At 55.1% G+C, this 21,030-nt stretch carries 17 protein-coding genes; 9 read left to right on the top strand and 8 right to left on the bottom strand.

Annotated elements, in window-relative coordinates:
- The first annotated feature begins 61 nt into the window (after positions 1–61).
- The 6 genes from OGY67_RS15585 to OGY67_RS15560 all read left to right on the top strand — a co-directional run bounded on the left by OGY67_RS15585 (position 62) and on the right by OGY67_RS15560 (position 6,283).
- Complete coding sequence (locus tag OGY67_RS15585; protein WP_003844755.1) at positions 62–1,585, top strand: sugar ABC transporter ATP-binding protein; 1,524 nt, start codon at positions 62–64, stop codon at positions 1,583–1,585.
- The gene (locus OGY67_RS15580; RefSeq protein ID WP_032948335.1) at positions 1,578–2,573 is read left to right on the top strand and encodes an ABC transporter permease subunit; all 996 of its coding nucleotides are present in this window, start codon (positions 1,578–1,580) and stop codon (positions 2,571–2,573) included. Before OGY67_RS15585 ends, OGY67_RS15580 begins: the two co-directional genes overlap by 8 nt.
- An 88-nt stretch (positions 2,574–2,661) precedes the next feature.
- Entirely contained in the window at positions 2,662–3,603 is a 942-nt protein-coding gene (locus OGY67_RS15575) for an ABC transporter substrate-binding protein (protein ID WP_003826688.1), read from the top strand.
- A gap of 120 nt (positions 3,604–3,723) precedes the next feature.
- Entirely contained in the window at positions 3,724–4,407 is a 684-nt protein-coding gene (locus tag OGY67_RS15570) for a D-lyxose/D-mannose isomerase (protein WP_286574122.1), read from the top strand.
- A gap of 14 nt (positions 4,408–4,421) precedes the next feature.
- A complete protein-coding gene (locus OGY67_RS15565; protein ID WP_008786944.1) occupies positions 4,422–5,282 on the top strand; it encodes a ketose 1,6-bisphosphate aldolase in 861 nt (286 codons plus the stop codon).
- Positions 5,279–6,283, top strand: a complete 1,005-nt coding sequence (locus OGY67_RS15560) for a carbohydrate kinase family protein (RefSeq protein ID WP_286574148.1) — start codon at positions 5,279–5,281, stop codon at positions 6,281–6,283. The genes OGY67_RS15565 and OGY67_RS15560 overlap by 4 nt, the downstream gene beginning before the upstream one ends.
- An 87-nt stretch (positions 6,284–6,370) precedes the next feature.
- Here the strand turns inward: OGY67_RS15560 and OGY67_RS15555 are convergent, their stop codons facing one another.
- Positions 6,371–7,102: a response regulator transcription factor gene (locus OGY67_RS15555; RefSeq protein ID WP_234691939.1), complete on the bottom strand. Its 732-nt coding sequence runs from the start codon at positions 7,100–7,102 to the stop codon at positions 6,371–6,373.
- 288 nt (positions 7,103–7,390) lie between these two features.
- Here OGY67_RS15555 and fdhF point away from each other — a divergent pair, with 288 nt between their 5' ends.
- Together fdhF and yjcO are read left to right on the top strand one after the other, a co-directional pair.
- A complete protein-coding gene (fdhF, locus tag OGY67_RS15550) occupies positions 7,391–9,538 on the top strand; it encodes a formate dehydrogenase subunit alpha (RefSeq protein WP_081003612.1) in 2,148 nt (715 codons plus the stop codon).
- A 91-nt stretch (positions 9,539–9,629) separates the two neighbouring features.
- Positions 9,630–10,313, top strand: a complete 684-nt coding sequence (gene yjcO, locus OGY67_RS15545; protein WP_032934129.1) for a Sel1 family TPR-like repeat protein YjcO — start codon at positions 9,630–9,632, stop codon at positions 10,311–10,313.
- Between the two features lie 78 nt (positions 10,314–10,391).
- Here yjcO and gltP read toward each other — a convergent pair whose 3' ends face one another.
- The 7 genes from gltP to nrfA form a co-directional block, all read right to left on the bottom strand.
- Positions 10,392–11,702: a glutamate/aspartate:proton symporter GltP gene (gltP, locus tag OGY67_RS15540; RefSeq protein ID WP_020996087.1), complete on the bottom strand. Its 1,311-nt coding sequence runs from the start codon at positions 11,700–11,702 to the stop codon at positions 10,392–10,394.
- Positions 11,703–12,046: 344 nt separating this feature from the next.
- Entirely contained in the window at positions 12,047–12,658 is a 612-nt protein-coding gene (gene nrfG, locus OGY67_RS15535; protein ID WP_003826658.1) for a heme lyase NrfEFG subunit NrfG, read from the bottom strand.
- Positions 12,655–14,868, bottom strand: a complete 2,214-nt coding sequence (gene nrfF / locus OGY67_RS15530) for a heme lyase NrfEFG subunit NrfF (RefSeq protein ID WP_286574147.1) — start codon at positions 14,866–14,868, stop codon at positions 12,655–12,657. The genes nrfG and nrfF overlap by 4 nt, the downstream gene beginning before the upstream one ends.
- An 8-nt stretch (positions 14,869–14,876) precedes the next feature.
- Positions 14,877–15,833 carry a cytochrome c nitrite reductase subunit NrfD gene (nrfD, locus tag OGY67_RS15525; RefSeq protein ID WP_032942109.1) on the bottom strand — a complete coding sequence of 319 codons (957 nt, stop codon included), beginning with the start codon at positions 15,831–15,833 and terminating at the stop codon, positions 14,877–14,879.
- Positions 15,830–16,501 (bottom strand): cytochrome c nitrite reductase Fe-S protein, encoded by a 672-nt coding sequence (gene nrfC / locus OGY67_RS15520; RefSeq protein ID WP_003031761.1) that lies wholly within the window; start codon positions 16,499–16,501, stop codon positions 15,830–15,832. Before nrfC ends, nrfD begins: the two co-directional genes overlap by 4 nt.
- Positions 16,498–17,064, bottom strand: a complete 567-nt coding sequence (gene nrfB / locus OGY67_RS15515) for a cytochrome c nitrite reductase pentaheme subunit (protein ID WP_003826649.1) — start codon at positions 17,062–17,064, stop codon at positions 16,498–16,500. Before nrfB ends, nrfC begins: the two co-directional genes overlap by 4 nt.
- A 44-nt stretch (positions 17,065–17,108) precedes the next feature.
- Positions 17,109–18,545 (bottom strand): ammonia-forming nitrite reductase cytochrome c552 subunit, encoded by a 1,437-nt coding sequence (nrfA, locus tag OGY67_RS15510; protein ID WP_003826647.1) that lies wholly within the window; start codon positions 18,543–18,545, stop codon positions 17,109–17,111.
- A gap of 434 nt (positions 18,546–18,979) precedes the next feature.
- Between nrfA and acs the strand changes: the two genes are divergently transcribed.
- The gene (gene acs / locus OGY67_RS15505) at positions 18,980–20,938 is read left to right on the top strand and encodes an acetate--CoA ligase (protein WP_003826645.1); all 1,959 of its coding nucleotides are present in this window, start codon (positions 18,980–18,982) and stop codon (positions 20,936–20,938) included.
- The last annotated feature ends 92 nt before the right edge of the window (positions 20,939–21,030 follow it).

Genomic DNA, 21,030 nt, shown 5'->3' with positions numbered 1-21,030 from the left:
ATTTTGCATTTACATTCCTGTGATGGACTGCTGATATCGGCCACCCCACAGGAGATCCGCCATGAGCAGGACACCGGTTCTGGAGATGCGCAACATTGCTAAAGCGTTTGGCAAATTTTACGCGCTGAAAGGGGTCGATTTAACGGTCTGGCCGGGCGAGATTCATGCCCTGATGGGCGAGAATGGCGCGGGGAAGAGCACCCTGATGAAGATCCTCGCGGGTGCCTATACCGCCACCAGCGGTGAGATCCTGATTGACGGTCAGCCGTTTCACATTCGCGGTCCCAAAGATGCACTTAGCGCAGGCATCACGCTGATTTATCAGGAGATGCAGCTCGCGCCGAACCTGACGGTAGCGGAAAATATCTTTCTTGGCAGCGAGCTGTCGCGCGGCGGGCTGGTCCAGCGTAAAGAGATGGTCATGCAGTCGCAGAAAGTCATCGACCGACTCGGCGCCCAGTTTAAGGCCAGCGACCGTGTGATGACATTGACCATCGCCGAACAGCAGCAAGTGGAAATTGCCCGTGCCCTGCACCGTAACAGCCGCATTCTGGTAATGGATGAACCCACCGCCGCCCTCTCCTCACGTGAAACTCACCGCCTGTTTGAACTGATCATGCGCCTGCGCGATGAGGGGATGGCGATTATCTACATCAGCCACCGCATGGCGGAAGTGTACGAACTCTCGGACCGCGTCAGCGTCCTGCGCGATGGGCAATATGTTGGCAGCCTGACCCGCGACAAGCTCAACGCCTCGGAGCTGGTACGCATGATGGTGGGCCGTCCGTTAAGCGATCTGTTCAACAAAGAGCGCGACATTCCCTTAGGTAAAGCACGCCTCAATGTTCATCACCTGACCGATGGCCATAAAGTCCAGCCGTGCAGCTTGCTGGTGCGCTCCGGGGAGATCGTCGGCCTGGCCGGGCTAGTCGGTGCCGGGCGTTCTGAACTGGCTCAGCTTATTTTTGGCGTGCGTAAAGCCATCGGCGGCATGATTGAAGTAGACGGTGAACCGGTAGTGATCCACTCCCCGCGCGAGGCGATTGACCACGGCATTGGCTTTCTGACGGAAAACCGCAAAGAACAGGGATTATTTTTAGAGCTGGCAGCGGCAGAAAACATCACCATGGCGACTCTGGAGCGTGACGCCAACTGGGGCATGCTCGATCGCAAAAAGGCGCAGGCTATTTCCGATGACGCCATCAAGCTGCTCAACATCCGCGTGCCGCACGCACAGGTACGCGCGGGCGGGCTGTCCGGCGGAAATCAGCAAAAACTGCTGATTTCACGCTGGGTCGCGATCGGCCCACGTATTTTGATCCTCGATGAACCCACGCGCGGCGTGGACGTCGGTGCCAAAAGCGAGATCTACCGGATCATGAACGATATGGCGCGCAAAGGCGTAGCGATCCTGATGATCTCCAGCGAGCTGCCGGAAGTCGTCGGTATGAGCGATCGCGTTTATGTCATGCGGGAAGGCAGTATTGCCGGCGAGCTGAACGGACAAAGCATTACCCAGGAAAATATTATGACGCTGGCAACCGGCGTGAACGACTCCCACCATCAGGCGGTGCCCCATGAATAATCCAACCACTCCCCAGCAGGTGGCGAAATCCGCCTCCGCAAAAAAAATGCTGATGAGCGATCTGATGCAAACGGTCGGCATCTTACCGATTCTCATCCTGATTGTGGCGGTATTTGGCTTTATCGCGCCTAACTTTTTTACCGAAAGTAACCTGCTGAATATTACCCGTCAGGCCTCGATCAACATCGTGCTGGCGGCTGGCATGACCTTCATTATTTTGACCGGCGGGATCGACCTCTCGGTTGGCTCGATTCTCGGTACCACCGCTGTCGCAGCCATGGTCGTTTCTCTTATTCCTGAGTTTGCCATGCTGTCGATTCCGGCGGCGCTGATGCTCGGTCTGGTGCTGGGATTGTTTAACGGCGCGCTGGTTGCTTTTGCCGGACTACCGCCGTTTATCGTCACGCTTGGAACCTATACGGCGCTGCGCGGTGCGGCCTATCTGCTGGCCGACGGTACAACGGTGATTAACTCCAATATCAGCTTTGAGTGGATCGGTAACAACTATCTCGGCCCGGTTCCGTGGCTGGTGGTCATTGCGCTGGCGGTGGTGGTGGTGTGCTGGTTCATTCTGCGCCGCACCACGCTCGGCGTTCATATCTACGCGGTCGGCGGCAATATGCAGGCCGCACGTTTAACCGGGATCAAAGTGTGGCTGGTGCTGCTGTTCGTCTACGGCATGAGCGGTTTGCTCTCAGGTCTTGGCGGGGTGATGAGCGCCTCGCGGCTGTATAGCGCCAACGGCAACTTAGGTATGGGTTACGAGCTGGACGCCATCGCGGCGGTGATCCTCGGCGGCACCAGCTTTGTTGGCGGGATCGGCACCATCACCGGCACGCTGGTGGGGGCGTTGATAATCGCCACGCTCAATAACGGCATGACGCTGATGGGCGTCTCCTATTTCTGGCAACTGGTGATCAAAGGGGCGGTGATCATCATAGCGGTGCTGATCGACAAATACCGTACCCGACACCATCAAAGTGCATAGACAAGCTTACTGGCCTGCTCATTCGTAGGCCTGATAAGCGCAGCGCCATCAGGCGTATAACAACAATACCCTACGTGAGGAAACGAGTATGCGTTTGAAGCCATTAGTAACCGCGCTCTGTGCTGGCGCCCTGCTTGCTGCAGCTCCGTTTGTGCAGGCAAAAGAACTGAAATCGATTGGCGTTACGGTGGGCGATCTGGCCAACCCGTTCTTCGTGCAGATCACCAAAGGCGCGGAGCTGGAAGCACGCAAGCTGGCAGGTGATAGCGTTAAAGTAACGCTGGTTTCCAGCGGCTACGATCTGGGTCAACAGGTGTCGCAGATCGACAACTTTATTGCCGCCAAAGTCGACATGATTATCCTTAACGCTGCCGACTCCAAAGGCATCGGCCCGGCGGTAAAACGCGCGAAAGACGCCGGGATCGTGGTGGTTGCCGTTGACGTGGCGGCGGAAGGCGCAGATGCGACCATTACCTCCGATAACACCCAGGCAGGTGAAATGGCCTGTAAATACATTACCGACCGCCTGAAAGGCAAAGGCAACGTCGTCATCATCAACGGGCCGCCGGTTTCCGCCGTCCAGAACCGCGTGGAAGGCTGCCAGACTGAGTTTAAACGCCACCCGGACATCAAGGTGCTGTCGCATAACCAAAACGCCAAAGGCAGTCGTGAAGGCGGGCTGGAGATCATGACCGCGCTGCTGGCGGCGAATCCGAAGATCGACGGCGTATTCGCCATTAACGATCCGACGGCGATCGGTGCCGATCTGGCGGCAAAACAGGCGCAGCGTAGCGAATTCTTTATTGTCGGCGTAGATGGATCCCCGGACGGTGAAGAAGCGCTGAAGCGCGAAAACTCACTATTTGTGGCGACTCCGGCACAAGATCCGCAGGTGATGGCTGCCAAAGCGGTCGAAATCGGCTATGACATATTGCAGGGGAAACCCGCCCCGAAAGAACCCGTACTGATCCCGGTGACGATGATCGATAAAAACAACGTCGGCAGTTATAAGGGTTGGACGGTTAAATAGCCCGCCACAACAACGCCGGATGGCGGCAAAAATGCCCTATCCGGCCTACAAGATCGCTATGAATTTGTAGGCCGGATAAGCGCGGTGCCATCCGGCATTATATTAAGGAGGATTCAGCCGATGAAACGCTCCGCAATAAACGAGATCCTTGGCCACACGCGCCAGTTTTTCTCTCAGCACGACGTGCATCTCCCCCCTTTTGCCAGCTTCCCCCCGACCCAATGGCGCAAGCTTGATGCTGCAGCCTGGAGCGAAGTGTTCGACCTTAAGCTCGGTTGGGATGTCACCGCATTTGGCGGCAACAATTTCGCCGCGCAAGGGTTAACGCTGTTCACTCTGCGTAATGGCTCGCCGAAAGGCATGCCTTACGAGAAATGCTACGCCGAGAAAATCATGCATGTTCGCGATGCGCAGGTCACGCCGATGCATTTTCACTGGCGCAAACGCGAAGACATTATCAATCGCGGCGGCGGCAATTTAGTTGTGGAACTGTGGAATGCGGGGAGCCGGGAACAAACGGAGGAGACCGACGTGAGCGTAGTGATTGACGGCTGTCGGCAAACCCATGCAGCGGGAAGTCAGTTACGCCTGACGCCGGGTGAAAGCATCTGCCTGCCGCCGGGCCTGTATCACAGCTTCTGGGCGGAAGAAGGTTTTGGCGACGTGTTGGTCGGCGAGGTTTCTTCTGTTAATGACGACGACCACGATAACCACTTTCTGCAACCGATCGCCCGCTATAACGACATTGAAGAAGACGAGCCGGCGCAGCTGGTGCTGTGTAACGAATATCGCCTGTTCCGCTAACCAAGGAGCGCATTATGCCGTTGATATCTCTCGCTGATGGTCTTGCACATGCCCGTGAGCATCACTATGCCTTAGGGGCATTTAATGTTCTGGATTCACACTTCCTGCGCGCGCTGTTTGCCGCGGCAAAGCAGGAACGTTCGCCGTTTATCATCAATATCGCCGAAGTACATTTTAAATATATCTCGCTGGATTCTCTGGTCGAAGCGGTCAAGTTCGAAGCCGCGCGGCATGACATTCCGGTGGTGCTAAACCTTGACCACGGCCTGCACTTTGAGTCGGTAGTGCGGGCACTACGCTTAGGGTTCAGTTCAGTGATGTTCGATGGCTCCACGCTGGAGTATGAAGAAAATATCCGCCAGACCCGCGAAGTGGTGAAAATGTGCCATGCCGTCGGCGTGTCGGTGGAAGCCGAACTGGGTGCGGTGGGCGGTGATGAGGGCGGCGCGCTGTACGGTCATGCCGACGAGTCGCTGTTTACCGACCCAATGATGGCGCGTGATTTCGTCGACAGAACCGGGATTGACGCGCTGGCGGTCGCCATTGGCAATGCCCACGGCAAATACAAAGGCGAACCGCTGCTCGACTTCCCGCGTCTGGACGCCATTCGCCAGCAGGCGGCAATCCCGCTGGTACTGCACGGCGGCTCCGGCATCAGCGACGACGATTTCAAGCGTGCGATTGAACTCGGCATTCACAAAATCAACTTCTATACCGGCATGTCGCAGGCGGCGCTGTCGGCGGTAGAAACACGGATGGCGAATCGCCAGCCGCTGTACGACGAATTCGCCGAACTGCTGCTCGGCATTGAAGAGGCCATTACCGATACCGTTTCGGAACAGATGCGCATTTTTGGCAGCGCGGGACGGGTCTGATGGAACGCAAAGGCGTTATCGCCGCAGGCAACATGCTGGTCGATCACGTGCATCAAATTGTGCAGTGGCCGGAACGTGGCTGGCTGGCGGAAATCACCCGTAGCGAACGCGCCACGGGCGGTGCGCCGCTTAATGTGCTGCTGACGCTGGCAAAAATGCACACTGGGCTGCCGTTGCAGGCGGTGGGGTTAATCGGTCAGGACAGCGACGGCGACTACATTATGGCGATGCTGGAGCAGTATCACGTTAATCGCCAACACGTGCAGCGCACCACATTCGCCCCCACGTCGATGTCGCAGGTGATGACCGATCCCAGCGGTCAGCGCACCTTTTTCCACTCGCCCGGTGCCAATCGGCTACTCGATCTGCCTGCGTTTGAGCAACTGGATACCTCGATGAAAATCTTCCATCTGGGATATCTGCTGCTGCTCGACAGTCTGGACATGCCGGATGAGGAGTACGGGACGCGTAGCGCACGGCTGCTGGCGCAAATGCGCGACAACGGCTTTGAAACGTCGCTGGATCTGGTCTCACGTAAGGGCGACCCGCGCTATCAACCGCTGGTGATGCCAGCCCTGCGCCATCTCGACTATCTGGTGATTAACGAGCTGGAAGCCGGGGAGTTCAGCGGGCTGGAGATCCGCCAGCCAAACGGCGAACTGCATATTGCGCACATCGCCACCGCCGCACGCGAATTATTGAATGCAGGTGTACGCCAGCGGGTGGTGATCCACTGTCCGGAAGGTGCCTGGGGTGAAGCGCCGGATCTGCCGGGCGTCTGGATCCCGTCGCAGTACCTGGCACATGAGGAGATCGTTGGCAGCGTCGGAGCGGGAGATGCGTTTTGCGCTGGATTTTTGTATGGCTGTCATGAGCGCTGGTCGCTGACGGACAGCGTCAGGTTGGCACACGCCTGTGCGCGGGCAAGCTTGCTGTGCGCGAATGCGATAGATGGCGCGAAGACGCTGGCAGAGTTGAAAGCAGAAATGGCTGACGCCTGATGCGCTACGCTTATCAGGCCTACGGAGTTGTTATCGCTTTTGTAGGCCGGATAAGGCGTTTACGCTGCATCCGGCAACTGCACACGTTCACGCCGCCTTATCGTGATGTTGCACGTCGGCGGCAAACACATAACCCAGCCCGCGCAGGGTTTTGATCAACATTGGCTGGTGCGGGTTGTTCTCTATTTTTCGCCGCAGCCGCATGATTAACACGTCAATAGTGCGGTCAAACACCTCAACGCTGTCGCTGCGCGTCAGCTCCAGCAGTTGTTCCCGGCTCAGCACCCGGCGGGCATTTTGGGCCAGCGCCAACAGCAGGCTGTATTCCCCCTGCGTCAACTCCACCTTCAACTGCTGGGGATTATGCAGCTGGCAACCGGCGGTATCCAGATGCCAGCCATTGAAAGAAAGCCCCGTGGTCTGTGGGCCGCCGCTTTCTGCCGTTAACACGCCAACGCGTCTGAGCACCGCCTTTACCCGCGCCACCAGCACCCGCGCATTGAACGGCTTACCGATATAGTCGTCAGCCCCCATTTCCAGCCCAACAACCACATCCGACTCGCCGCCTAAGCCCGTCAGCATGACTACCGGTAATCCGGGTCTCATCTTTTGCACCTGCTGCAACACCATCAGACCGTTGATATCGGGCAACATCATGTCCAGCAATACCAGAGCGATATCCGGCTGAGTCTCAATGCAGCGCAGCGCCTCCTGCCCGGTGTGACAGGCGGTCACCGTAAAGACGTGTTCGCTCAGCACATCCTGTAAAAGCGTGCAGACAGCGATGTCATCATCCACAACCAGTATGGCTGGCTTCATTGTTTTTCCCCATTTCTGGCCAACTTAAATGAGTGTGATTGATTCTGCACAGAGTGACAGCGATAAGGCACAAGGATGTGCGGGAAACATAACCTCGGTCACACTGCCGGGGCGTCACGTATTGGAGATTCGTCACGTCAAATATGACGACAGCCTGTTTTTCGTCAGGGTTTTGCGCAAAATTCGCCCGTAATATCGACTAATGCCCCTGATAAAAACATGGCATAAAAGATGCATAACAAAAACGACAAGCGCGTATGCGCGATTTGATTAACTGGAGCGAGACCGATGAAAAAAGTCGTCACGGTTTGCCCATATTGCGCATCAGGTTGCAAAATCAACCTGGTGGTCGATAACGGCAAAATCGTCCGGGCTGAAGCGGCGCAGGGGAAAACCAACCAGGGTACCCTGTGTCTGAAGGGCTACTATGGCTGGGATTTTATCAATGATACCCAGATCCTGACCCCTCGTCTGAAAACCCCTATGATCCGTCGCCAGCGTGGCGGCAAACTGGAATCCGTTTCCTGGGATGAAGCGCTTGATTACGTCGCCAGTCGTCTGAGCGCCATCAAAGCGAAGTATGGCCCGGACGCTATTCAGACGACCGGTTCATCTCGCGGTACGGGTAACGAAACCAACTATGTAATGCAAAAATTCGCGCGCGCCGTTATTGGTACCAATAACGTTGACTGCTGCGCTCGCGTCTGACACGGCCCATCGGTTGCAGGTCTGCACCAATCGGTCGGTAACGGCGCAATGAGTAATGCTATCAATGAAATTGATAACACAGATTTAGTATTCATCTTCGGGTACAACCCGGCGGATTCCCACCCGATCGTGGCGAATCACGTGATTAATGCTAAACGTAACGGGGCGAAAATCATCGTCTGCGATCCGCGCAAAATTGAAACCGCGCGTATTGCCGACATGCACATCGCGTTGAAAAACGGCTCGAACATCGCGCTGCTCAACGCTATGGGTCATGTCATCATCGAAGAAAAACTGTATGACCAGGCGTTCGTCGCCTCCCGTACGGAAGGATTCGAAGAGTACAGCAAGATCGTCGAAGGCTACACGCCGGAGTCCGTCGAAGATATCACTGGCGTTAGCGCGCAGGATATTCGTCAGGCTGCACGTATGTATGCCACGGCGAAAAGCGCGGCCATCCTGTGGGGCATGGGTGTTACCCAGTTCTATCAGGGCGTGGAAACCGTGCGTTCACTGACCAGCCTCGCAATGCTGACCGGCAACCTCGGTAAGCCAAGCGTGGGCGTTAACCCGGTTCGTGGGCAGAACAACGTTCAGGGCGCATGTGACATGGGCGCGCTGCCGGATACTTATCCGGGCTATCAGTATGTGAAAGATCCGGCTAACCGCGAGAAGTTCGCTAAAGCCTGGGGCGTGGAAAGTCTGCCTGCTCATACCGGTTATCGCATCAGCGAACTGCCGCACCGTGCAGCGCATGGCGAAGTACGCGCGGCGTACATCATGGGTGAAGATCCATTACAAACCGATGCTGAACTCTCCGCAGTGCGCAAAGGCTTTGAGGATCTGGAACTGGTCATCGTGCAGGATATCTTCATGACCAAAACTGCCGCTGCCGCAGACGTTATTTTACCGTCTACGTCATGGGGTGAGCATGAAGGCGTATTCTCCGCAGCTGACCGTGGCTTCCAGCGCTTCTTTAAAGCCGTTGAGCCGAAGTGGGATCTGAAAACGGACTGGCAGATTATCAGTGAAATCGCCACCCGTATGGGCTATCCGATGCACTACAACAACACCCAGGAAATCTGGGACGAGTTGCGTCATCTGTGCCCGGATTTCTACGGTGCCACTTACGAGAAAATGGGCGAACTGGGTTATATCCAGTGGCCTTGCCGCGACACCTCAGAAGCCGACCAGGGTACGTCTTATCTCTTCAAAGAGAAGTTCGACACCCCGAACGGCCTGGCGCAGTTCTTCACCTGCGACTGGGTAGCGCCAATCGACAAACTCACTGAGGAGTACCCGATGGTACTGTCTACAGTGCGTGAAGTCGGCCACTACTCTTGCCGTTCGATGACCGGTAACTGTGCGGCGTTGGCCGCGCTGGCGGATGAACCGGGCTATGCCCAGATCAACACCGCCGACGCAGAACGCCTGGGCATCCAGGATGAAGAGCTGGTGTGGGTGAACTCGCGTAAAGGCCGGGTCATTACCCGTGCGGCAGTCAGCGATCGTCCAAACAAAGGCGCGATTTACATGACCTACCAGTGGTGGATTGGCGCATGTAATGAACTGGTAACCGAGAACTTAAGTCCGATTACCAAAACGCCGGAGTACAAGTACTGTGCTGTAAACGTTGAACGCATTGCCGATCAGCGCGCTGCCGAGCAGTATGTCATTGATGAGTACACCAAGCTGAAAGCCAGCCTGCGCGAAAGCGCGATGGGTTAAGCTTCCCCTGACGGCCTCCATTCGGAGGCCGTTTTTTTATGCACATAATCTCTCTATACTGTTCATTCCCTACACTAAATCTAAATATAAGATGAAACGACTTTTCGCCTTGATGGTGTTAATGACATGCTTTGTCCATGCCGAAGAGCCCGGTAGTCAGTTTTTGAAAGCCGCCGAGTCCGGAGACCGACGTGCACAATATTTCCTCGCTGATACCTGGTTTAGCTCAGGCGATTTGGGTAAAGCGGAATATTGGGCGCAAAAAGCCGCCGACAATGGTGATGCCGATGCTTACGCATTGCTGGCACAGATTAAGATTACCAATCCGGTCAGTCTGGATTACCCCCAGGCCAAAACGCTGGCGGAAAAAGCGACCCAGGCAGGCAGTAAAACTGGGGAAATTACGCTGGCGCGTATTCTGGTCAACACTCAGGCTGGACACACCGATTACCCCAAAGCCATTACCTTGCTGCAAAACGCCTCCGAAGACCTGGAAAATGATTCCGCTGTCGACGCGCAAATGCTGCTTGGGCTGATTTACGCCAACGGCGTGGGTATTCCCGCAGACGATGAGAAAGCGACGTGGTATTTCAAACGTAGCTCAGCCATCTCCCGCACCGGTTATTCCGAATACTGGGCCGGGATGATGTTCTTAAACGGTGAGCAGGGTTTTATCGTGAAGAATAAACAGAAGGCACTGCACTGGCTGAATCTGAGCTGTACGGAAGGATTCGATACCGGCTGCGAAGAGTTTGATAAGTTAACCAACGGGTAGTCGTTGTAGGCCTGATAAGCGTAGCGCCATCAGGCAACCCGGAGCAGGTTGCCGGATGGCGGCGTTGCCTTATCCGGCCTACAAGGCGGTCTTATCAAACTTACCTAATACTTCGCGCTCATAGGCCAGCGCTTTTTTGCGGTCAAATTTGTGTTCCCACTTGGAGATAACCAGCACCGCCAGTGCGTTACCCACCACGTTCAGCGCGGTACGCGCCATGTCGAGGATACGGTCAACACCGGCAATAAACGCCAGGCCTTCCAGCGGGATCCCCACGCTGCCCAGCGTTGCCAACAGCACCACGAATGATACGCCCGGCACGCCCGCAATCCCTTTCGAGGTCACCATCAACGTCAACACCAGCACGATTTCCTGCCACAGCGACAGGTCGATACCGTACAGCTGTGCAATAAAGATCGCAGCAATACTCTGGTACAGCGTTGAACCATCAAGGTTGAATGAGTAGCCGGTCGGCACCACAAAGCTGGTGATTGAAGCTGGCGCGCCATAGGCTTCCATCTTCTCGATAATACGCGGCAGTACGCTCTCGGAGCTGGCGGTAGAGTAAGCCAGAATCAACTCGTCTTTCAGAATGCGGATCAGGATCCAGATGCTCAAACCGCAGATACGCGCCACGATCCCCAGCACCACCAGCGCGAAGAACAGGATGGCAAAGTGCACCAACAGCACCAGCTTCGCCAGCGGCCACAGGGAGGCAAAACCGAAGTTCGCGACGGTAACGGCAATCAGCGCGAAAACGCCGACTGGCGCATAGCGCATAACCATGTGGGTCACTTTAAACATGGTTTCGGAAATAGAGCGGAACACGGTAACCAGCGGTTCGCGGTGAGTTGCCGGCAGGGAAGACAAGCCTAAACCGAACAGCACCGAGAAGAAGATAATTGGCAGCATATCGCCTTTTGCCATCGAGGCGACGATATTGGTCGGCACCAGTGACAAAATTGTCCCCATCAAACCATGCGCGTGGCTCTGTACTTCTGCAGTCGTGCTTTGATATTTCGAAATATCCACGGTCGCCAGTTGCGACATATCAATCCCGGAACCCGGCTGGAACACATTAGCCAGCGTGATCCCAAGGATAATCGCCACGGTGGTGATCACTTCGAAATAGAGAATAGTTTTGGCACCAATGCGGCCCAGCTGTTTTGCATCACCGACTCCGGCAATACCGACAACCAGCGTAGAGATGACAATGGGCACAACGATCATTTTGATCAGATGGATAAAGATATCGCCCGCCGGTGACAGCAGGTTTACAACCAGCCATTCACGGCTGTCACTATGGTAATGCAGGTAACTCCCTAGCAGAATGCCCAGCACCATGGCGATTAGAATCTGCCATGCCAGGCTGACTTTCAAATTTTTCATAACAACGGACTTCCTCGATGGAGCGCTATTCCACATGCGGTGTGTGGGAATAGTACATACTGAAAGGGTATGAATTGTGTTGCGTTCGTTTATGGAGTTTTTTAACGCTTATTATCATTATCATCTGCATGGCATTCCGCGCAACCCTCTAAGAACAGGGCTTTTGGCTGATTTTTTGCATAAAAATGCAATTTTATCGCGGTGTTGATGAATAACTTTTTGTTATAAAAGAATTTTAATATGTTCAAAAATGAAGAAGTCATGGTGTGAGTTTTTTTCGCCCATTTGTTCGTTTGCCTGTTTTTTAAACAGGCCAAATGATACAAATCACAAAAAAAACAAATTTATTTTTGCCGATTCTGCAATAACTTCGCCATATTAATAGAGTCAACGAGCTGTGCCCGGTTCACCCTAGGCGAATTTAAATCCATAACCTTTTGCCACACTGAAATAGCCTGGGCGTAGTCTGCCTGCATAAACGCATCTGAGGCTAACAGCATCAGCGCGGTGACCTCTGCCGGATCCAGCGCCAGAGCCTTATCAATCATCTCGCGAGTGGGTGGCGTCATATGTTGTCCGGCCTGGTAATACAATACCGTTGCCATCGCTGAATAGATCTCAGCATTTTCACCGCCGACACGCAGCGCCTGCTCGTAGGCCAGCAGCGCATTATGATACGCGTTTTGCCAAAGATAGTACTCCCCGAGTTGCGCCCATTTCACGCCGTCCTGGGGATTAGCGCGAATCTGCGATTGCAGCAAAAGCAACTGTTTTTCCTGAACATTCTCATCGGAGAAAGCATGTAAAGGATCCGCCAGCCGCGTCTGCTCCTGACGAACCGCCTGCCATTTTGGCGTCAACAAGTAGCCTCCAATGCAGGCCACAACCATCAGCACCGCCGCAGCGGTCAGCCGCTTCACAGGCATTGGGCGTAACAGCGGTTCGGACTGGTTCATTGTTCACCTGCCTCCGTATGCTGACGTCTTCTCACTCGCCAGACCACCACCCCTACCAGCAATAACAACAGGCACGGTAACGCCCACAGCAGCAGCGTTTGCTCATTCAGCGGCGGATTATAACGAACGAAGTCACCATAACGCTCGGTCATCCATGTCGTGATCTCGGCTTCGCTTTTCCCTTCCGCCACCATGCTATAAACCTGATGGCGCATACTGACCGCTACCGGCGCATTGGATTCCAGCAAGTTTTGGTTTTGACACTGCGGGCAGCGAAGCTGGCTGGCAATGGACAGCGCTTGTTCCTGCTGTTGCGGATTTTCAAAGCGCCAGGTATCCACAACCTGGGCATGGGTGGTAAAAGGTAGAAAAATCAGTAAAGCCACAAGTAACATCGTTTTGCCGGATGGCGGCGTGAACGCCTTATCCGGCCTACCCTGCTTTTCACTCGTAGGCCTGATAAGCGCAGCGCCATCAGGCAATAACTCTGGATGCTTCCTTCCTCGCCATGCGCTCAGCAGCGCGCCAAAGACCATTAATAGCCCTCCACCCCAAATCCAGCGCACGCCGGTCTGCACGTACAAACGCATGGCATAGCGGTCAGGTCCGGTTTTTTCACCCATTACCGCATACCAGTCATGCATCAGGTTCCAGCGGATCCCCGGCTCCACCATCTGTTGACGGCGCGCGGCATAGAAGCGCCTTTCAGGTTGCAGGCTGCCAATACGTTTCTCATTGTGCCACAGCGTGATCTGCGCTTTTTCACTGGTGTAGTTACCTTTGGCTTCCAGGTCGAGACGCTCAAAACGGAAAATGTAACCCGCCAGTTCAACCTGCTGCCCAGGGCTCAGGTTCAGGCTTATCTCCTGACGGCTACCGCTGGAAAAGACGATCCCCGCCGCAAACACCAGCACCCCGGCATGCGCCAGCAGTGCCGGAAGCTGGATGCGGAAAGACACGTTGCGGCTTCTGACCGTTGCCAGCACGATAACCAGTAGCATCAGCAGGCCAAAGGGCAGCGTAGCACGGTTAAAGTATGGTGCGCCTACGGAGAGCCGTCCCCAGCCGAACAGCCCGTAAATCATCGGGTAGAGCGTGCCAATCAACACAATCAGCAGCACCGCACTAAAGAGCAGCAGCGCAACCAGAATCAGCATCTCGCGTGACCAACCGCCAAAACGCGCATTCTGCCGGACTTGCTGGCCCCGCCAGGCGTACAGCCCGAGCGACGCCAGACTCAACACGGTAAACAGCGCAAACAGCGGCGCGGCGCGGACGTTATCCAACGCGAAAGCATGTACCGAAACGAGAATGCCGGAACGTACAATCAGCGTCCCAAGCAGCGATAAAATCAGCGTGACGATCGCCAGTAGCAGCGACCAGTGGCGGAAGATTCCGCGCTGGCGCGTGATATACAGGCTATGCAGCAGCGCGCTGGCGGAAAGCCAGGGTAATAAGGAAGCATTTTCAACCGGGTCCCAGAACCACCAGCCGCCCCAGCCCAGCTCGCAGTAGGCCCACCAGGAGCCGAGGATAATCCCCAGCGTCAGCGCGCACCAGCCGGGCAGCGCCCAGCGCCAGCACACCCAGGCGCTCTGCGCATTAAAGTCACCCCGTAGCAGCGAGGCCAGCGCCACGCCTGCCGCCACCATCAAACCACCGTAACCCAGGTACAGCAGAGGTGGATGGAGGATTAACCCGAGATGTTGCAGCATCGGGTTAAGGTCGCGCCCTTCAATGGCTGGCGGGAAGATACGCACAAACGGATCGGACCATACCACCACAAACAGTAGCAGCAGGGCCGTAATCATTGAGAGGACGCTGAGCGTCAGCGGAAACAGCGCGTCGGTATCACGCCGATAGCGTAAAGCGAACAGCGCGCTCCAGCCGGAAAGAAACAGCACCCACAGCAGCAGCGATCCTTCATGACCGCCCCACACCGCCGCCAGTTTTAATCCCCACGGCAGTAGACTGTAGCTGTGCTGAGCAACGTAGACCACCGAAAAGTCGCTGGTCAAAAAGCAGAATACCAGAATGGCAAAAGCCAGCAGTAGCAGGGTAAATTGCGCCCACACGCCCACCGTTGCAAGGCGCATCACCCCTTGCCAGCGCTGGCGGACACCCACCAACACGGCAAGCGGGGTCAACACGTTGACCCCAAGGCTTAATAACAGCGCCAGAAAACCGGCTTCAGGAAGGAGAACGTCCAGATATCACCTTACGCAACGGTTAGCTGACCCGCATAGAGTATAAAAAAACGCAGCAGCAGTACGCCGGTCAGGCTGGCGCCGCAGACTGCCAGCACGCCATGAAACGTCGAACTGCGGTTGGCCCAGGGTTTTAGCAGCATCGGCAGTATCAGCCCAAGCCCAGCCACGCCAAGCCAGAACCACCAGGTCCAGAATCCACCGCCCAGTGCCGCCGCCAGCGCGCGCATTTTGCCGTCATCGCCCAGCGCCAGACCAACAAAGAACGCCGCCAGCAGGAAGATCTCCAGCCATACCACCGGGACTTCCATGCGATGCACAAAGTGCGCTTCGGTGCTGTGCGGGTTGCTACGATGGCGTAACGCCATGGCGATCAGCGCCACCGCGGCGCCGGAGGAGATCCCAGAGAACAGGAACAGCACCGGCAGGATCGGGTTATTCAGGAACGGGTAAGATTTCAGCGCCGACAGCAGAAAGCCGGTGTACGCCCCGAGCAGGACCGCCAGCACCAGCATTAACGTCTCAAGCGCACGATGGAACGGCGCAATCAGCGTCAATACTTTCTGCACGATACCTAACCGCGGCAGCCAACGCTGTTGCAGGGCAATTACTTCTTTTTCAAAGATTTTTGCCAGCCACAGCACTAACACCACCATGTACAACTGGAACAGCATGACCCCCATCGACATCACCGAAGTGAAGCTGTAGTGGAACATCAGTTTCCAGAAAGTCCATGGCCGCGTCAGGTGGAACACCAGAATCAACAGACCGAGGATAATCGCCCCCGGCCCTAACACCAGCGTAGTGCGCAGCAGCGTGCTGTCCGAACCGCCCGCCTCCGGATGGAAGCGACGCAGCAGAATCGCCAGCGTGACCAGTCCGGCAGAGATACCTATCAGGAACAGATAGATGGCAATGGGCCAGTCCCACACCAGTGATTCAAAATGAAATGCAGAAGCGGATGTCATTGGCTCACCTCCCCAAATTTAAAGGGAACGCGGTAGACCTTCGGTTTTGTACCCAACGCCAGCTTGTAACGGTAGGTCGTTTTCTGCTGCAACAAACGGGAGATATCGCTGTTGGGATCGTCCAGATTACCAAACGTCAGCGCCTTCGTCGGACATGACTCAACGCAGGCGGGCTGTTTGCCCGCTTTCAGGTTGGTTTTCCGGCAGAAATCGCATTTATCCGCCGTTTTGCTCACCGGATGGATAAAGCGCACGCGATAAGGACACGCGGCAATGCAGTACTGGCAGCCAACGCAAAGGTCCGGGTTCACATCCACAATGCCGCTGGCGGCATCGCGATACGATGCCCCCGTCGGGCAGACGTCAACGCAGGGAGCGTGGTCGCAGTGCTGGCACGAATGACGGAAGAAGCGATACTTCACATCAGGAAACGTTCCTTGCGGCTCACTGCGAATAATCGTCAGACGCGATACGCCTTCCGGCACGTTGTTGACTTCGCGACAAGCATCCATACAGGCCGTACAGCCGATGCATAATGACTCATCATGTACCATACCGTAACGCACGCCGTTGATGTTCAGCGTCTTCGCCACAACGCGCCCCGCCGTCCCGCTCACTGCCACCAGCGCGCCGACGCCGGTGATAAACTGGCGACGAGAGCAACTCATGGATGCTCCTTAAGCAACGGAATCGACGCCGGGTTAAAGTTCGGATTGTTACGCTGATCGCTGTGGCAATCGACGCAAATCTTGATCCGTCCTTTATCGCTCAGCGTTTGCATCGTGTCTTGCTTCGGATGCAGTGAGTGACAGCTGGCACACGCCACTTTGGTTACGTGGACATCGTGCGGCCAGAACGCTTTTTGCAGCTGCTCAGGCAGGTGACAGGACATACAGACGCTGTTCTGCTGCTCCACGTTGTACATCGGCTCATTAAAGCGCATCACATCTTTCACCCCTTCACGGTGGTTCGGTGACGGCTGGCCGTGACAGTTGGTGCAGGTGACCGGCAGTTTGTTATTCGGGTTGATGACTTCCGCATGCTTACCATGCATGCCTTCGGTATCCGGCTTGTGACAGTCCAGACAGGCGGCATCCGGATTACGCTGTTGGGTAACCGTCCAGCGTTGATCCGACTCCTGCGGCGTTGGCGTGGCAGTGATTCCACTCAGGCTCCATAACAAGCCTGACGCCAGCACCCCAGCAGTTAATAACGAACGTAATACGCTCATATTCACTCCGTTGAGTTATCCGCCCCTTGCGGGGCGGAATGGGGTTATTGGCTTAACAGACCGTTTTTACGTGCCTGATCTTCCCACTGTGGAATCACCGTTTTGATGAAGTCCTGCTTCTCAGCATTGATTTGCTGCATGTTCAGACCAATCGCCGCCTGGGCTTTCTCTTTGGTCGAGATATCCGGCAACGGAATTTCATGCGTGATGCCTTTGGTCGCCAGCAGACGGACCAGTTTGGTACGCGCGTCGGCGGCTTTATCCATTGCGCTACCCAGCATCCGCAGGCCTTCTTCCGGGGCGTGCATATGAATGCCATGTGAGGCGATAGACAGGTCCCAGCGCCATTGTGCGTGACGGATATCTTCCAGAATCGGCTTCATTTCCGCTTCAGTCGCGCCCGCATCCCATGCGGCTTTCGCTTCGAAGTGCGCACGAACCAGCTGATCTTCAACTTTGATTTTCAGGTCATGAATAGCCTGTTTACGCTCGGCGACCACTTTTTGCAGGGACGCTTTGTCCTGGGTGTGGCAGTTCGCGCAGGTCTGAGGGAAGTTGTCGAACGGGTTACCAATCTTATGGTCGGTGTAGATCTTGCCTTCCGCGTTTTGCACTTTCGGCATGTGACAGTCGATACAAGTCACGTTGTTCTTGCCGTGAATGCCCGCGCTCCAGGTTTCATACTCCGGGTGCTGCGCTTTCAGCATCGGCGTTTTAGACAGGGAGTTGGTCCAGTCAGAGAAAGCAATGTTGTCGTAGTATTTCTCCATGTTCTCGACTTTCATGCCGTCGTCCCACGGGAACTTAACGGCTTTGTTTTTACCGTCGAAGTAGTATTCCACGTGGCACTGGCCGCAGACCATGGATTGCTGGTCAAAGCGACCGGCTTTCTCAAACGGTTTACCGATGGCTTCCATCGCGCGTTCTGCATAAGGACGCGACAGAGTCAGTTCTGGCTTGCCTTTGGCGAAGTCTGGTGACGCGGTATTATGGCAATCCGCACAACCGAGGTTGTTAACAATTTCCGGACCGCCGCGCGCCCATTTACCGTGGAAGTAGCCATCTTCACCGTCTTTCTGGATAAGACGCGCTACGTCCGGGCTTTTACAGCTCCAGCAAGCCATCGGCAGCGGACCATCTTCTGCCGTTTTTGGTGCGCCGGTACGTAAGGTTTCACGGACATCGGTCACGGCATACGCGTGTCCCCGCGGTTTGTTGTAATCGCGCGAGAATGGGTATCCCGCCCACAGGATCACCAGACGCGGATCTTCTGCCAGTGCATCTTCACGGGCTGATTGCTCAGACGTGGCTTTCCAGGAGAGATATTGATCGGGATGCTGAGGTGCGAAGGTTTCATTCTTCGCTTCAACGGTGACGGTTTTTGCAGGTACAGAAGTTTGTTCAGCGTGAACAGCAGAAATAAATAATAAAGGTAATAACAGGCTGAAGAAACGGCGTACGCGTGATTTTATCCTTGCCATAGGGGTCTCATCCAGATGACGCCATTATCTGCAATGGCGGTTCTTTTATTGTTTTCCACAACAGCAACCACACGAATACTGTCATGACATTGCTCCACCCTATTTGTAACAAGAAACCACACTGAAAATGTTGTTTTTAATCAATTGTAAGTGTATGTAAAATACCACTTTAGAGTTATAACACCCCTCTAATCTCTCACTCTTTTGTCTAATTCAGAGACAGATCACCTTTTCAACAATCCTTTAGATAACTGCATGTTATCGCGAGATTTAATCAATTTTTGCTAGTTCCCTTCAAAATTCAGTTTGTCGCTAATTTGCACAATTCGTTTATTGCGTGATCTGCCGCGCAAATACTAAACAAAACTCTCAAAGCCCCTACATTTAACGTTTATGAGACATATTATTAACATCCTACAAGGAGAACAAAAGCCATGAGCCAAATACATAAACACGCTATTCCCGCAAACATTGCGGATCGTTGCCTGATAAATCCGGAGCAGTACGCAGAGAAATACCAGCAATCCGTTAACGAACCCGACACATTTTGGGGCGAGCAGGGAAAGATTCTTGATTGGATCAAGCCGTACAGCCAGGTGAAGAACACCTCCTTCGCACCAGGCAACGTGTCTATTAAATGGTACGAAGACGGCACCCTGAACCTGGCCGCAAACTGCCTTGACCGCCATCTGCAGGCAAACGGCGATCGTACCGCCATTATCTGGGAAGGCGATGACGCTACCCAAAGCAAAAACATTACCTATCGCGAGTTGCATCGCGATGTCTGCCGTTTCGCCAATACGCTACTGGATTTAGGCATTAAAAAAGGTGACGTGGTGGCCATTTATATGCCGATGGTGCCAGAAGCTGCGGTTGCCATGCTGGCCTGTGCCCGCATTGGGGCCGTGCATTCTGTCATCTTCGGTGGTTTCTCACCGGAAGCCGTCGCCGGACGTATTATCGACTCCAATTCACGCCTGGTGATCACCGCCGACGAAGGCGTACGCGCCGGACGCGCTATCCCACTGAAAAAGAACGTGGATGATGCGCTGAAAAATCCAAACGTAAAAACCGTTGAACATGTGGTCGTCCTCAAACGTACCGGTGGTAAAACGGAGTGGCAGGAAGGCCGTGACCTGTGGTGGTCCGATCTTATTGAGAAAGCCAGCTCAGAACACCAACCGGAAGAGATGAACGCGGAAGATCCGCTGTTTATCCTGTATACCTCCGGTTCAACCGGCAAGCCAAAAGGCGTGCTGCACACCACCGGCGGGTATCTGGTCTACGCTGCAACCACCTTTAAGTACGTGTTTGATTACCATCAGGGCGATATCTATTGGTGCACCGCTGACGTGGGTTGGGTAACCGGACACAGCTACCTGCTGTACGGCCCGCTGGCCTGCGGCGCAACCACGCTGATGTTCGAAGGCGTACCAAACTGGCCAACGCCTGCGCGTATGTCGCAGGTTGTGGACAAGCACCAGGTCAATATTCTGTATACCGCACCGACCGCCATTCGCGCACTGATGGCAGAAGGCGACAAAGCGATTGAAGGTACTGACCGTTCGTCGCTGCGTATCCTGGGTTCCGTTGGCGAGCCGATCAACCCGGAAGCGTGGGAGTGGTACTGGAAGAAGATCGGCAACGAAAAATGTCCGGTCGTCGATACCTGGTGGCAGACCGAAACCGGGGGATTCATGATCACCCCACTGCCGGGCGCTACCGAGCTGAAAGCTGGTTCTGCAACCCGTCCATTCTTTGGCGTACAGCCTGCGATTGTCGATAACGAAGGTAATCCACTGGAAGGCGCGACGGAAGGTAACCTGGTGATTACCGACTCGTGGCCAGGCCAGGCGAGAACGCTGTTTGGCGATCACGAACGCTTTGAGCAAACCTACTTCTCTACCTTCAAGAATATGTACTTCAGCGGCGACGGCGCGCGCCGTGACGAAGATGGCTATTACTGGATCACCGGACGTGTGGACGATGTGCTGAACGTCTCTGGCCACCGTCTGGGAACGGCTGAAATCGAATCGGCGCTGGTGTCACATCCGAAGATTGCCGAAGCCGCGGTGGTGGGAATTCCGCACAATATTAAAGGCCAGGCGATCTACGCCTACGTCACGCTGAATCACGGTGAAGAGCCGTCACCTGAGTTGTACGCCGAAGTTCGCAACTGGGTGCGTAAAGAAATTGGCCCGCTGGCAACGCCAGACGTGCTGCACTGGACCGACTCACTGCCGAAAACCCGCTCCGGCAAAATCATGCGCCGCATCCTGCGCAAAATTGCGGCGGGCGATACCAGCAATCTGGGCGATACCTCGACCCTCGCCGATCCTGGCGTCGTGGAGAAACTGCTCGAAGAGAAGCAGGCCATCGCGATGCCATCATAACAAAGTCCTGAAAATGCCGGATGGCGACGCGAAAGCGTCTTATCCGGCCTACAAATCTGACCCTACCCTCTCTTCACCGGGAGGGAAATATA

It is taken from the genome of Citrobacter sp. Cpo015 (assembly GCF_030333035.1).
Classification (GTDB): Bacteria; Pseudomonadota; Gammaproteobacteria; order Enterobacterales; family Enterobacteriaceae; genus Citrobacter; species Citrobacter portucalensis.
The sequence above is the reverse complement of the archived record's forward strand: the minus strand, read 5'-3'. Positions and strand labels throughout refer to the sequence as shown.

Bases quoted from the DNA above. Each gene is read 5' to 3' on its own strand.
- OGY67_RS15585 (WP_003844755.1), top strand. From the start codon at position 62: ATGAGCAGGACACCGGTTCTGGAGATGCGCAACATTGCTAAAGCGTTT.
- OGY67_RS15580 (WP_032948335.1), top strand. From the start codon at position 1,578: ATGAATAATCCAACCACTCCCCAGCAGGTGGCGAAATCCGCCTCCGCA.
- OGY67_RS15575 (WP_003826688.1), top strand. From the start codon at position 2,662: ATGCGTTTGAAGCCATTAGTAACCGCGCTCTGTGCTGGCGCCCTGCTT.
- OGY67_RS15570 (WP_286574122.1), top strand. From the start codon at position 3,724: ATGAAACGCTCCGCAATAAACGAGATCCTTGGCCACACGCGCCAGTTT.
- OGY67_RS15565 (WP_008786944.1), top strand. From the start codon at position 4,422: ATGCCGTTGATATCTCTCGCTGATGGTCTTGCACATGCCCGTGAGCAT.
- OGY67_RS15555 (WP_234691939.1), bottom strand. From the start codon at position 7,102: ATGAAGCCAGCCATACTGGTTGTGGATGATGACATCGCTGTCTGCACG.
- yjcO (WP_032934129.1), top strand. From the start codon at position 9,630: ATGAAACGACTTTTCGCCTTGATGGTGTTAATGACATGCTTTGTCCAT.
- gltP (WP_020996087.1), bottom strand. From the start codon at position 11,702: ATGAAAAATTTGAAAGTCAGCCTGGCATGGCAGATTCTAATCGCCATG.
- nrfG (WP_003826658.1), bottom strand. From the start codon at position 12,658: ATGAACCAGTCCGAACCGCTGTTACGCCCAATGCCTGTGAAGCGGCTG.
- nrfD (WP_032942109.1), bottom strand. From the start codon at position 15,833: ATGACATCCGCTTCTGCATTTCATTTTGAATCACTGGTGTGGGACTGG.
- nrfC (WP_003031761.1), bottom strand. From the start codon at position 16,501: ATGAGTTGCTCTCGTCGCCAGTTTATCACCGGCGTCGGCGCGCTGGTG.
- nrfB (WP_003826649.1), bottom strand. From the start codon at position 17,064: ATGAGCGTATTACGTTCGTTATTAACTGCTGGGGTGCTGGCGTCAGGC.
- nrfA (WP_003826647.1), bottom strand. From the start codon at position 18,545: ATGGCAAGGATAAAATCACGCGTACGCCGTTTCTTCAGCCTGTTATTA.
- acs (WP_003826645.1), top strand. From the start codon at position 18,980: ATGAGCCAAATACATAAACACGCTATTCCCGCAAACATTGCGGATCGT.